Here is a 13541-nt window from a genome sequence, read left to right as displayed (position 1 = left end):
AAATCCGTTCAATTTCCAATCCATTAAAGTTTAGTTTTTGAGCATTGTACTCAGTTGATGCTGGATGATAAAAAGAATTTCACGCGTGAAAGCCAGGTTATTGCTTTGATATTCCTGACGGGCTTTCTTGAGTAGTTCAGAGAGATAATTAACCTTTACCTTTTCCTGATCCTGCAAAGAGGGATTATTAGTCAAGCGTGTAAATATTTGCTCAATTCGTATTAAATCATCTTCAATTTTCTTAGGTGAAATTTGGGCTGTTTGAATACTCCCAATCAGTTTTTCAGTTCTGTTCAATACACGTAAGCTTAGGTTTAATAAATACGAAGCTTGTCTGTATTTTTTATTTATAAAGGCTTGTTCTGCCTGGTTGAGAAATTTTACGGCCTGGTTGTGTAAAGATTTTAAAGAGTTGGTTTCATTTTCTGCAATTCTATTTTCTTGCAGTTTTGTTAAACGTTGAATTTCCTTGATACGATTTTGCAGGTTTTCTTGGCCGGGTTGACGATCTGATGATATTTTATTGAAGGCACGCATTCCCATCCTCTGTGAAAGCTTAAGGTTTCCTGCTGCCTTTTCAAATTGCCCACGGGAAATGTTTTTGCCTGCTTCAGAATATATCTTGTCTGCGCGGTCAAGTAATTTGCTGCTTTGTCCCTGGCTTTCCAATTCATTGCGAACAGAATTCAGATACCTTCCAAGAGATTGAAAATCATCCTTTATACGGTCTTCACTGGAATTATTACTATTTTCAGACAGGTCAATTATTCGGTAAACCAGACGCTCTGCAATTTGAAGATGCGAATAAGCACCGTTTAAATTCCCATTATTATAAGCGGTTAAGGCACGTTTGATATAGTTCTGGGCATTCTGATAAAGTTCGCTTAAAACAGGATTATCACTAATCGAATTGGAGACCTGGTTCAATAAAACCAGAATATTATTTCTTTGTTCTTCAAGCTTTTTTAAATGATTTGTGTCATCCTGGTTTGAAGTTGCCAGTGAAATAGTTTTCTCTGCAAAGTAAATAGCAATTTTTAAATATTCATGGCCTTTTAAATAACTGCTTTTTCTAAATGCATTTAATGATTCCTGATGAAATGTACGTGCTTTGTTTAAAAAATAACGAATCTCATTGGTATTCTTGTTATGAACAACAGACTCTGCACGTATAATTAATCTTTCCAGTTCTGTTTTAAGATCCGCCGCAGGCTTAAATAAAAGTAAGCGAGATGCTTGATCGGCGAGGCTATTTGAGAGAATATAATGAGCCCTGGCTTCAATCAATTTTTGAGCAGGACGTGGTCTGGATAATTTAGCCCATTCCGCTAATAAATTTTGAGCAAGTAAAAATTCATCTTTTGATTTGTTTATTAATAATTGCGCACGATCATTTTGATAACGCTCTGAAAGAATAGCTATCTGTTCAATTTTCCTTTCCAGGGCACGAATATTCTGTCTTACCCTGTTTGCATCAATATCCGAAGATTGAGCAAAAAGATAATTTAAAGATATGAGCAGTATGGAAAGTGTTATTAATGAGCGTTTCATTTTTATTCTGTTTTTCTGATCGATTAAGTTTAAATCTAATTATTTTTACAATCAACTTTCTAAATTACAAAAACAGCCCGCCCGCAGGCAGGCCATTTTTCCCAATTACCCTAGAAGGGCGTTACTACGTATGGTGTTCCCCAGGTTGCTGAGCTATAAGGATAAGCAACTTCGTCATCATTAAGAATAGTGCCGTTATCAATAACATCAATTATAGCATGATGGATTCCTCTAAACTGCTGGATAGTCCATGTTCCCTGGTAAACCTGGTAACCACTGCGCTCACCCATATATTCAAACTTTTTAATTGCGCGGTGTCCTTGGCGGTTACGGCCATAATGCAACCGGACATTCTCCGTGGAGCCCGATCCTGAAGGCCATTCGATTGCATTGGCTGTTGTGTTTTCAACAATAACTTTTACAGTCACTTCTGTAAAACGTGGGAAAGTAAACATATTAAGACCATTCTGGAAGTATGCTGTCGGGTTCGTAATTACAACACTATCCTGTCCTTCTGCATAAATAATAAGTTCAACAATTGAAACCGTTGTTGGGTCAGATTTGCCATCAGCCATAGATATGCTTTCAATCTTCCAATTACGACGGTCAATCTCTGCATCATCGCGGTATTTTTTAAGATTGACTACTCGTTCAACGTTGTGTGCCAGCGGCTTTTCAAAACGATTTAGTGACCAGCTTGTATCACTTGTTTGAGCACCGGTTAGAGAGACAAATTTTCCTTTAAACTGGCGTGAGATATATGCTGTTGCAGTTGTATCAGATGTCAGAATAATTTCAACATTGCCTTCTCGTCCGCTAATTCTGCGACCAAAACGTGCACGAACACCATCTTTGGCAAAACCACCGCCAAGCCAGCTTGGATCATCTACACCATAAGAATCTTCATCACCATCACCAACTTCTTCATAAATTAAATCATCTGCATCCAATACCTGTTGGATTGCTGCCTGTTCTTCAGATTCTGATATATTGTCTGACTCTGTACCATTTTCACTGCATGAATAAATGAATAGAAAGATTAATGCGCTAAAAATTAAGTTTATGTTCTTCATGACTTTCTCCTGATCAATTTTTGCATGTTCTCATTTCCGGGCCCGTTGGATTTGGAACCTGCATTATTTAGTTAGTTGATCCGCATTAATACATACAGCGTGCCAAAATTTTGAGAAAAAGAATAAAGTCTTTATTTTCAACAACTTAAGGAAAGTGTAATTAAATTAGATTAAAATTTATTATTAGATTAGTACGCTTTGGGGCATTGTATATGTACCAGATGGTACGGAATAAATAATTGAGAAAAGAAGGGAAAGCAATAGAAGGATTATCATACATTAAAAAAACTTGAGCTAATAAATTTTGGCTATTTCAAAGTTTACAATCTTTAAATTTTCAATATTTTCCCGTTTGAAGGCATCGGGATTTCACAGAAGCGGTTCAACAATCTCAAAGTTCTTTTTCAATAATCGGGATTAGTTTTTTAATCAGCTCATCATAACTGCCTGTAAAACGGCAGCCCGAGGCGCGTTTGTGACCACCTCCATCAAGCTGGCCGGCAATTTTACTAACATCAACATACTCCTTGGAACGCAAACTTAATTTAAAAAAACCAGGCTCCCTTTCACGTACAAAAACTCCAACCTCCGTATTTCTAACAGAAACACTGTGGTTAGCCAAAACTTCAATATCACCGGGATCTACATTTTCCATATCTTTTTCAAACAGAGGAATAAGTGAAACCCTACCATCACAAAATTGAGTAATATTACTCAGCCCTATTCCAATAACTTTTAAAGAATGGGCGCTGTTATCAAAAAATAAATTATTTGTAATTTTGCCAGGCTCAACACCAAGGTCGACCATATTGGCACAGATTTCCAGATCTTTTGTACGGGTATTTGAAAAAGAAAGCCGGCCTGTATCATAAACAATACCTGTATAAATAGCCTCTGCCATATTTTTGTCAATATCAATATCGCTGGCATTAATAATTTCAAAAACCATCGATGCAACTGAAGAAGCGGATGTGTCTACCCAATCAAGCGCGCTGTAATCTGTCTCCGATGGGTGATGATCAATTTTTATATTTCCATTTTTTTTATCAACAATGCTAGCTACATCACCAATCCTTCGATCCCCAGGTGAATCAAAAATTAACGCAACATTTATTTTATTCTTATAACTCGAAAGATCCGATTCATTAAAAGAAATGATTTTTTCCCAGTTTTTTAGATATCTATATTTTTCCTCAATCTTTTGATCATGTAAAATGATTGAATAGGTTTTATTAAGCCGGTCCAGAAAAAGGCTGAAGGCCAAAACAGAAGCAATGGCATCACCATCTGCGTTAACATGTGCAGTTAAAAGATAATTATCATTTTTATTTACAAAATCCAGGATATCTGCAATTTTTTTTTCGGTTTCTAGATTAATAGCCATATTTCTCCTGTTTTCATCAAGTTAAAATAAATCTGGGATAAATAAATTTGTTATATAAATAAATCATCAACCTGGCAAGTAAGTATCCTAATAAGGCTCCGGCCAATGCGTCAAATGGATAGTGTACACCAACTGATATTCTGGAAAAGGCCACAAGCGTTGCAGTTCCATAGAACCAATATCTATATCGGCGGAAGAAATAGGAAAATATAGTTGCAAGAGCAAAAAAGTTTGAAGCATGGTTCGATGGCATAGAAGGTGATTTGCTTCTTCTAACTGTGAGATGAGTTTGTTCGATTACATTACAAGGCCGGACACGTTTAATATTTTTCTTCAAAACCCGGTAAGCAATCAAATCGGAACTTGAAACTGTCAGGATTGCCACCAGTAAAATCCATCTACCTTGTTTGCCACCCTTCCAAATCAGCCCAACCATCAGTAAAAGCCAAACCGGAACCCAGGTCCACTTATTAGTAATAAATGGCATTATTATATCAAAAACAGGGTTAGCAATTGTCACATTCAGGAAGATAAATAATGCGGTGTCAATCTGGTTAAAAAATTCAATCATGTATCAAAAACCCGATTTTTTACGTTGATATAAAAAAAAAGTCCGTTAAAAATATTTCAACGGACTAAGTTTTCGTACTGAGGGCGGGATTTGAACCCGCACGGGCATAAGCCCACTACCCCCTCAAGATAGCGTGTCTACCAGTTCCACCACCCCAGCAATTAAAACTATTCTTGTGTTTCCTGAGCTGGAATTTCCGGAATTACATCTCCACTTGGATTGGCAACAGGTAATGAAGAAGGTTGTTCATTAGCTTGTTGTTCTTCCATTTTTTTCTGGATCAGACTTTTTTGAGTATCTTCAGCTTCGCTTTTATATAATAATCCAATCCCAAGGGCTAAAACCATATATGCTGTGGCTATGTAGGTGGTAGCTTTTGTAAGAAAATCAGCAGCGCCACGTCCGCCAAACATACTTTGTCCGGCCATTCCCCCGCCAATCGCGCCGGCTAAACCCTGGCCTTTTCCAGCCTGTAAAAGGATAATTACAATCATTAAAAAACTAAGAAGTACAAATAGTGTTACAAGAAACGTATACATGAACTTTTAAACTCCATCAAATTTTATAGTTGCGTAATGTAGCAAGATTTTATAGCTACTGCAAGAAATTTCATTGAAAGACTGCACTATTGAAAGATTAAAAATTGTATAGAATCTTGGAACAGGTAGATTTCTAAGCATTTTATATCTAACAATTTTCAATCTTAAAATCTCTCAATCCTTAAAGCTTTTCCGCTGCCTGGATAATTGGTAAAAATGTTTCTGCCTTTAAGCAGGCGCCACCAACAAGTGCGCCATCTATATCTGGTTGCCCCAGTAGAATTTCTGCATTTTCTTCTTTAACACTACCACCATACTGAATGCGGATATTGGAAGATACATCGTTGCCAAACTGGCTATCCACCAGTGCGCGGATTTGAGCATGAACTTCCTGGGCTTGCTCCGGTGTTGCTGTTTTCCCTGTCCCGATAGCCCACACAGGTTCATAAGCAATAATCAAATCTGCCATTTGTTGAGCTGTTAAACCGGATAACGCACCATTAACCTGGGTTTCAATTATTTTTGCGGTGATGTCAGATTCACGTTCTTCAAGGCTTTCACCAACACAAACTATTGGCTTTAAACCTTCATCCAAAGCAGCTTTAATTTTCTTGTTTACTGTTTCATCTGTTTCGCCAAAATATTGCCGTCTTTCCGAGTGGCCGATAATCACATAGCCGGCGCCTGTACTTTTAATCATTTCCGCATTTATTTCACCTGTAAACGCACCTGATTTTTCCCAATACATGTTTTGTGCACCTAGGCCGATTTCTGAATCTTTAATTACATCATGTACGACAGTGAGCGCAGTGTAAGGCGGGCATAAAATGATGTCAGCATTTTTAATATCTGTAGAACGGATTTTTATTTGGTTTGCCAATTGCTGTGCTTCACTATTTGATTTGTGTAACTTCCAGTTTCCGGCAATTACTTTTTTACGTTTCATTTTATACTTCCTAAAATTAGTTTTATGATCTTTAAAGATTGATTCCATTTTTGGATTGTATTGACTGAGTCAATACTTGAATCGAGCAGTCGATTCACAAATAAAACACCAAGAACCATTTAAACCTCTGTTAAAGCAGCAATTCCCGGTAGTTCTTTGCCTTCAAGAAATTCCAATGAAGCACCTCCACCTGTAGAAATATGGCTTAATTTATCATCGATGCCAAACTTTGAAACAGCTGCAGCAGAATCTCCACCACCAACAATTGTTATGGCGCCTTTTTCTGTGGCTTCAACCATTGCTTGTGCTATGAGAAAAGTACCATGGGCAAAATTGGGCATTTCAAAAACACCCATTGGCCCGTTCCAGATTATTGTTTTTGCATTGGAAACGACCTGGCTAAATTTTTCAATAGTTTTTGGACCACAATCCAAACCCATCATTTTGCTGCTTAGTGAATCATAAGAAAAAATTTCACTTCTGGCATCATTATCAAAATTATCTGCAGCAAGAATGTCAACAGGGAGTAATAGTTTTGTTGTACTGGATTTTGCTTTGTCCATAATCTCTAAAGCAATTTCAAGTTTATCTTCTTCCAACAATGAGGAGCCAATCTCAAAACCTTGTGCTTTAAAAAAAGTGTAAGCCATTCCACCACCGATTATCAGTGAGTCCACTTTTCCGAGCAAGTTGTAAATTACATCAATTTTGCTGGAGATTTTTGCACCACCTAAAATTGCAACCATCGGTCTTTCCGGATTTGCAATAGCATCTCCTAAAAATTTTAATTCTTTCTCAATCAGGTAGCCTCCGGCACACTGATCAAAATATTCAGTAACCCCGTGTGTAGAAGCGTGAGCACGATGTGCCGTTCCAAACGCATCATTTACAAAAATGTCACAACCTTGTGCCAGTTGCCGGGCAAAATCAGAATCATTTTTTGTCTCTTCATTATGAAAGCGGAGATTTTCAAGAAGCAGGGCCTGGCCGGGTTTCAAATCATTTTTCATAGCCAAAACATCGCTGCCTATGCAATCTGGTGCCAATGGTACATTTGTGTCGAGTAATTCAGACAACCTTTTTGCAACAGGTAATAAGCGCATATTCTCTTTAACTTCGCCTTTTGGTCTGCCAAGGTGAGAACAGAGTATTGCAGAGCCACCGTCCGATAAAACTTTTTTTATGGTTTTAAGAGAAGATTCTATTCTACGGTCATCCGTAATCTCAAGGTTTTCATCCAATGGAACGTTAAAATCGCATCGTATTAAAACTTTTTTATCCCTGCAATCTACATTATCAATTGTCAGCTTGGCCATTCTTTTCTCCACCTATCTTTTAGTATTACAAAATCGCAAAGAGCCTTTTACAGCCCTCTGCGAATAGAAGATTATTAATCTTTAATCTAACAACAATCTACATTGTCGCCATTCTTTTCAACAAATCAACAACACGGCAAGAGTAACCCCATTCATTATCATACCAGGAAAGTATTTTTATGAAGTTGCCACCCATAACAGTTGTTGACAGCGCATCAAAAACACTTGAATGCGGATTGTCAATAATATCCGTAGAAACGATTGGGTCTTCTGTATATTCAAGAATTCCTTTCATCGGGCCGTTTGCTGCCGCTTTAACTGCAGCGTTTATTTCTTCAACTGTTGTATCTTTTTCCAATTCACAAACGAGGTCAACTAAAGAACCGTCACTAACAGGAACACGCATCGCGCCGCCATCCAGTTTTCCATTTAATTCAGTTATAACTTTACCAACCGCTTTTGCAGCCCCGGTTGTTGTTGGGATAATATTTTCGGCTGCAGCACGGGCACGGCGTAAATCGGAATGCGGTAAATCCAGAATACGCTGATCGTTTGTATAACCATGGATTGTAGTCATTAGACCACGTTTAATTCCAAATGAATCATGTAAAACCTTTGCAACAGGCGCTAGGCAGTTTGTTGTGCAAGAGGCATTTGAAACAATAAGATCGGATGCTTTTAAATCATCATCGTTTACGCCTAAAACGATGGTGTTATCAATTTGATCTTTTGCGGGGACTGTTAAAACCACTTTTTTAGCGCCGGCATTTATGTGATTCATAATTTGTGCTTTTGCGCGGAAAATACCAGTTGCTTCAACAACAACATCCACACCAATTTTTCCCCATGGCAAGTTTGCAGGATCTCTTTCTGCCAATACTTTTGCTTTGGATCCTCCTGCTACCAAAGTATCTCCTTCAAAACTAACATCGCCGGGGAAACGGCCATGGACTGAATCATATTTTAATAAGTGGGCCAAGGTTTTTGCGTCTGTCAAATCATTAATTGCCACAACCTCAACGCCTTCTGTTTCCTGGATAACCCGGAAAACCAATCTTCCAATACGGCCAAAACCGTTTATTGCTACACGAACACTCATTCTACTACTCCTTTTTAGGTATTTGATATTTGCTAAAATGTAAGCTGGTAATTTAAAATTATATCTTAATTAAATCAAAATTAAAGAGAGGTTTTCGACCACTTTTATTAGATAATAAGACGTGTAAAAATAAAAGTGATTAATTCATAAAATAAATGGATTTCCATAAAAAAAGGCTATCCATTTGGACAGCCTTTATATTTAAATTTAAAATGAAACTACCTTCTATCTGGATAAGCCGGGATAGGTTTAATTTCTTTTTTCTTTGTTTTTAGTTCATCCATAATTTCTTTAACCGCCCTGTTAAGCTGCTGGTCTTCGCCGGTAAATTCCTTGTAAGGATCATTATCAACGTAAATATCAGGCTCAACCCCAATACCTTCCATCAACCACTTTTTACCTTCAAGGTCATAACGCGAAAATTCAGGTTTCCTTAAATCGCCACCATCAACAAACGGCAATGATCCACGAATCCCTACAACGCCTCCCCATGTGCGTTTACCAACCACTTTACCCAATTTGTGTTTTTTAAACCGAAATGTAAAAATATCTCCATCAGATGCTGAAAATTCATCAGCCAAGGCAATCATCGGTCCATAAATTATACTTCCAGGATTTGGCCCCGGGCTTGTATTTCGTGCCATATTAATCATCACAGCCTCGCGACGTAGCCTTTCAATAATCATTGGAGAAACATTTCCGCCACCATTTCCACGAACATCCACAATTAAAGCTTTTTTGCGGATTTGCGGATAAAAATGTTTTACAAATTCATTTAAGCCACCTCGGCCCATATCAGGAATATGGATGTAGCCAACTTCACCGTTCGTTGCCTTATTTACTTTTTCAATATTTCCATTTACCCAATCCAGGTAGTATAAACGGGATTCATCCGCAACTGGTTTTACAGTTACCGTACGGGCCCCTTTTTCTTGTGGGTTCTTATTCACCTTAAGAATGGTTTGTTTTCCAGCTTTGTTTATTAATGTAGTATAAATGTTGTTAACACTTTTTAGATCTTTTCCATCAACGGCTATTATGAAATCACCAACAGAAACATCTACACCAACCTCTGTCAAAGGCGAACGCGACCTGTTGTTCCAATTCTCTCCATTCAAAATTTTAGTGATTTTGTAATATCCGGAGGCATCTTTTTTTATTTGTGCCCCTAATAATCCAAGTTTTATCCGTTTAGGATTAGTACGGTCACCTCCGCCAACATATGCATGTCCAACATTTAGTTCACCAACCATTTCGCCCATTATATAGGTTAAGTCATTGCGGTGATTCACGTACGCTAACAGTGGTTCATATTTTTTCTTTATTGCTAACCAGTCCACACCATGCATATTTGGAGCATAAAAAAATTCCCGCATTTGACGCCAATTCTCGTTAAAGATTTGCTTCCATTCTGTTTTTTTATCAACCAATACTTCCATTCCTGCAAGATTTAGTTTTTTATCAAGCTTAACTGGGGCACTTGGTAAATCAATTATAGCATAAGATCCATTGGCAGAGGCAAGCATTTTTTTACCATCAGCAGAAATTTCATAACCATTCACCTCACCAAGATCTTTTTCTTCCTTATCTTTAAAATTGTACATCAACAGTTTCGTTTTAGCGTCCTTGCTTCCCCTTCGTCCGTAGTAAAGTTTATCACCAACAGAAACAATGCTAAAATAATTTGAAGCTGAAACCGGGAGACCAATTACACGATTTTCTATTCCGGCAAAATCAACTTTAACAGTTACTTTTTTGTCCTTGCTATCTTTATCTTTTTTATCCCTTTTCTCTTTAGACTTAATTGCCACCTCATCACTTTCTGGCGCAAATGGTGACTTTGCAGATTTTGTTAAAGGTAATATATAAATCCGCGACATATCCTGATAGGCATGGTTCCATTCTGTATTGCTATAAATAGGATTGAAATCCCGGTTAGAAGTAAAATAAAGATACTTTCCATCTTGACTAAAAACAGGGTTTGAGGAATTATACCAGGATTCTGTCACCGGTTTGGCTTCGCCCGAACTAAGAGAATAAACATAAATCCTGTTCATTACTTCTTCTTCAGGAAATTCATAGGTAATCCATTTGCTATCCGGAGACCAGGCGTAATTGCGGATTTCCCAAGCATTTGCTTTTGTAACTTCTTTAATTTTTTTTGAATCGATATCTACATATCTCAATCTTTGCCTGCGATCACCCCATAACAATTTTTTACTGTCCGGCGACCAGTACATTTGATATTTGTAGGTTTCACCATTTTTGGTGATCTGAACAGCATTTGCACTGCCATCCTGTGCCTGAATATAAATTTCATCTTCACCACTTTTGTCAGAAATAAAAGCAATCCATTTTCCATCGGGAGACCACTTGGAATTTCTTTCATGAATTGCAGATGATTTTGTAAGATTTCGGGTCTGTCCTTCTTTTACAGGCACAGTAAACACATCTCCACGGGCACCAAACAAGGCGCGTTTTCCATCTGGAGATATCTCATAATTACTAACCGATTTACTCACATCTTTAAGTTCTTTCCGGCTACCAAGAAAATCATCTGATATAATCACTTTTATTTTACTTGATTTTTCAGATTGGGTATCAAACTTGTAAAGGTACCCACCGTTTTCATAGACAATATTGGTTTTACCCAAAGACGGAAATTTTATGTCAAACTCAGAATATTGAGTAAGCTTTTTCGTTTGTTTCGATGTCAGATCATAGCTGTATAAATTCATGCGCTTATTTTCATCACGATCGGAGAGAAAGTAAATTCTATTTCCAAGCCACATCGGGATAATATCTTGCGCTGGATTATTAGTAATATTTTCAATTTTTTTAGTTTTAAAATCAAAAATCCAAACATCATCGGCCATACCACCGCGATACTTTTTCCAGGTTCGGAATTCACGAAAAACCCTGTTATAAGCCATCTGAGAACCATCATCAGAAAAAGAGAGAAAACCACCACGGGGTACAGGGATTTGCTCTGGTAAGCCTCCTTTTGGGCTCACCAGAAATAGAGATCCATTAAAACTATTGTAAGATTTTTTTCTAGAACGGAAAGCCACCTGACTACCATCTTTTTTCCAGGCCATTACAATATTATTTGGCCCCATACGGTCAGCCACATCGTCGCGGTTTAAAGTTGCGGTAAATGTTAACCTTGTTGGCGAACCACCATTTGAAGGCATTAAAAAGACTTCTGTATTGCCATCATACTGTCCGGTAAATGCCAAATTTTTGCCATCTGGCGAAAAACGTGCAAACATTTCAAAACCATCATGATTCGTTAATTTGCGCGCTACACCGCCATTTGCATCAACTGTGTATAAATCGCCGGCATATGTAAAAACAACCTGGTTATCAAAAATGGCCGGGAAACGCAATAACCTGGCTTCATCTTGCGCTAGAGAAAATGAGCAAGTGAAAACTAAGAGAATCAATAGCTTAATAAGCTGCATGGAATACCTCCTTCAATAATAATATAGGTTTGAATTTAAAAAGAAATTGATGGTACAAAGAACCACGTTTTTATCGTAAAAAAGTTTTATTTATTAATTTCAATTTTTGAATTATATGATCTGCGTATGTATTTAAGTTACACATATTCATTATTTAATGTAAGGCTCAATTTAACTTATCATCCATTCAAATCCCTAAACATAAAAAAACCGAAAGATTAATAACTTGATCAAAAGCCAATGACGATTTATCTTTGGTAAGTTTTTATTTCGATTAAATTTATGCCATCAAAAATTCTCATAAAAAACGCACAAATTGTTACAATGAATCCCTCCTTTGATTTTTTCAAAGGCGATATCCTGGTTTCAGAAAACCGAATTGAGCAAGTGTCAAAAAATATCCCTGCACAAGGTTATGATGTTTTTGATGCTGAAGGCTACGTTGTAACACCCGGTCTAATTCAAACTCATATCCATCTTTGCCAAACCCTTTTCCGTAACCTTGCAGATGATCTATCTCTCTTGGATTGGCTCAAAGAAAAAATTTGGCCATTTGAAGCTGCCCATCAACCGGAAACGTTGAGACTAAGTGCGCAACTTGGTTTGTCAGAATTACTAAAATCCGGCACTACTACCATTCTCGATATGGGCACTGTCCAGCACCAGGATGTGATATTTGAAGAATTGGTGAAAAGCGGTATCCGCGCATTTGCCGGCAAAACAATGATGGATTATGGCAAAATTCCGGATGGCTTAAATGAAGACACGCACAATAGTATTGATGAAAGTGTCCGGCTATTAAAAAAATGGGATGGCAGCGGCAATGGGCGGATTCGTTATGCCTTTGCACCGAGATTTGCTGTTTCATGTTCGGATGAACTTTTGATTGAGACTGGACGATTGGCAAAAGAACATAATACTTTGTTTCATACACATGCATCGGAAAACCCAGATGAACTTGATATGGTAAAAAAACGGTTTGGGTTACGTAATGTAGAAGTTTTCGACAAACTTGGTTTTGCACGGGAGAACTTATGTTTGGCGCATTGTATCTGGCTTGATGAAAATGAAAAACAACTTTTAAAAGCGCAAGAAATAAAAGTGTTGCACTGCCCATCATCAAATCTGAAATTGGGTTCTGGTATTGCAGCCATTCCTGATTTTTTGAAACGTGGCATTAAAGTATCGATAGGTGCTGATGGTGCGCCCTGCAATAATAATCTGGATGTTTTTATGGAAATGCGGTTGGCGGCACTAATACAAAAACCAACAAATGGGCCACAAGCAATGCCTGCACAAGATGTATTTAAGCTGGCCACAATTAACGGTGCGGAAACACTGGGCTTAAAGGATCAGATCGGAAGTATTGAAATTGGAAAAAAAGCAGATTTAACTTTTATTAAATTAAATCAAGTTCATTCAATTCCATTCGACAATATTTACTCGAAACTCGTATATTCCACGCAAGCAAATGATGTAGAACATGTGATGATTGACGGTCAATGGATCGTAAGAGACAAAAAAGTAAAAACGATTGATGAAAACCACATTTTTACAAATATTGAAAACGCCGTAAAAATATGCACTAATTAACGTCA

At 37.5% G+C, this 13541-nt stretch carries 10 protein-coding genes and 1 tRNA gene; 1 reads left to right on the top strand and 10 read right to left on the bottom strand.

All coding sequences use genetic code 11. From position 1 onward, the window contains the following. Nucleotides 1-30 precede the first annotated feature (30 nt). The 10 genes from HND50_15240 to HND50_15195 all read right to left on the bottom strand — a co-directional run bounded on the left by HND50_15240 (nt 31) and on the right by HND50_15195 (nt 11943). Nucleotides 31-1551, bottom strand: coding sequence for a hypothetical protein (locus HND50_15240; GenBank protein ID NOG46594.1), 1521 nt, complete (start codon nt 1549-1551; stop codon nt 31-33). 110 nt (nt 1552-1661) lie between these two features. Next, nucleotides 1662-2624 carry a hypothetical protein gene (locus tag HND50_15235; protein NOG46593.1) on the bottom strand — a complete coding sequence of 321 codons (963 nt, stop codon included), beginning with the start codon at nt 2622-2624 and terminating at the stop codon, nt 1662-1664. A 391-nt stretch (nt 2625-3015) separates the two neighbouring features. After that, on the bottom strand, nt 3016-4008 hold the full coding sequence (locus HND50_15230; GenBank protein NOG46592.1) for a bifunctional oligoribonuclease/PAP phosphatase NrnA: 993 nt from the start codon (nt 4006-4008) through the stop codon (nt 3016-3018). A gap of 16 nt (nt 4009-4024) precedes the next feature. Further along, nucleotides 4025-4579 carry a phosphatase PAP2 family protein gene (locus tag HND50_15225; protein NOG46591.1) on the bottom strand — a complete coding sequence of 185 codons (555 nt, stop codon included), beginning with the start codon at nt 4577-4579 and terminating at the stop codon, nt 4025-4027. 75 nt (nt 4580-4654) lie between these two features. Continuing rightward, nucleotides 4655-4738 (bottom strand) — tRNA-Leu (locus tag HND50_15220). A gap of 8 nt (nt 4739-4746) precedes the next feature. After that, nucleotides 4747-5118: a preprotein translocase subunit SecG gene (gene secG, locus HND50_15215; GenBank protein ID NOG46590.1), complete on the bottom strand. Its 372-nt coding sequence runs from the start codon at nt 5116-5118 to the stop codon at nt 4747-4749. A 181-nt stretch (nt 5119-5299) separates the two neighbouring features. Then, nucleotides 5300-6064, bottom strand: a complete 765-nt coding sequence (locus HND50_15210) for a triose-phosphate isomerase (protein NOG46589.1) — start codon at nt 6062-6064, stop codon at nt 5300-5302. Nucleotides 6065-6183: 119 nt separating this feature from the next. Continuing rightward, nucleotides 6184-7380: a phosphoglycerate kinase gene (locus HND50_15205; GenBank protein ID NOG46588.1), complete on the bottom strand. Its 1197-nt coding sequence runs from the start codon at nt 7378-7380 to the stop codon at nt 6184-6186. Nucleotides 7381-7477: 97 nt separating this feature from the next. Then, entirely contained in the window at nt 7478-8479 is a 1002-nt protein-coding gene (gene gap / locus HND50_15200; GenBank protein NOG46587.1) for a type I glyceraldehyde-3-phosphate dehydrogenase, read from the bottom strand. Nucleotides 8480-8697: 218 nt separating this feature from the next. Continuing rightward, nucleotides 8698-11943 carry a protease gene (locus HND50_15195; GenBank protein NOG46586.1) on the bottom strand — a complete coding sequence of 1082 codons (3246 nt, stop codon included), beginning with the start codon at nt 11941-11943 and terminating at the stop codon, nt 8698-8700. 282 nt (nt 11944-12225) lie between these two features. Here HND50_15195 and HND50_15190 point away from each other — a divergent pair, with 282 nt between their 5' ends. After that, nucleotides 12226-13536, top strand: a complete 1311-nt coding sequence (locus tag HND50_15190) for a 5'-deoxyadenosine deaminase (GenBank protein NOG46585.1) — start codon at nt 12226-12228, stop codon at nt 13534-13536. Nucleotides 13537-13541: the final 5 nt, after the last annotated feature.

It is taken from the genome of Calditrichota bacterium (assembly GCA_013112635.1).
Taxonomy (GTDB): domain Bacteria; phylum Calditrichota; class Calditrichia; order Calditrichales; family J004; genus JABFGF01.
This window is presented reverse-complemented; position numbering and strand designations above follow the sequence as displayed.

Excerpts from the sequence above, each read along its gene's own strand:
- HND50_15225 (NOG46591.1), bottom strand. The coding sequence starts at position 4,579 with ATGATTGAATTTTTTAACCAGATTGACACCGCATTATTTATCTTCCTG.
- secG (NOG46590.1), bottom strand. The coding sequence starts at position 5,118 with ATGTATACGTTTCTTGTAACACTATTTGTACTTCTTAGTTTTTTAATG.
- gap (NOG46587.1), bottom strand. The coding sequence starts at position 8,479 with ATGAGTGTTCGTGTAGCAATAAACGGTTTTGGCCGTATTGGAAGATTG.
- HND50_15240 (NOG46594.1), bottom strand. The coding sequence starts at position 1,551 with ATGAAACGCTCATTAATAACACTTTCCATACTGCTCATATCTTTAAAT.
- HND50_15195 (NOG46586.1), bottom strand. The coding sequence starts at position 11,943 with ATGCAGCTTATTAAGCTATTGATTCTCTTAGTTTTCACTTGCTCATTT.
- HND50_15205 (NOG46588.1), bottom strand. The coding sequence starts at position 7,380 with ATGGCCAAGCTGACAATTGATAATGTAGATTGCAGGGATAAAAAAGTT.
- HND50_15230 (NOG46592.1), bottom strand. The coding sequence starts at position 4,008 with ATGGCTATTAATCTAGAAACCGAAAAAAAAATTGCAGATATCCTGGAT.
- HND50_15235 (NOG46593.1), bottom strand. The coding sequence starts at position 2,624 with ATGAAGAACATAAACTTAATTTTTAGCGCATTAATCTTTCTATTCATT.
- HND50_15210 (NOG46589.1), bottom strand. The coding sequence starts at position 6,064 with ATGAAACGTAAAAAAGTAATTGCCGGAAACTGGAAGTTACACAAATCA.
- HND50_15190 (NOG46585.1), top strand. The coding sequence starts at position 12,226 with ATGCCATCAAAAATTCTCATAAAAAACGCACAAATTGTTACAATGAAT.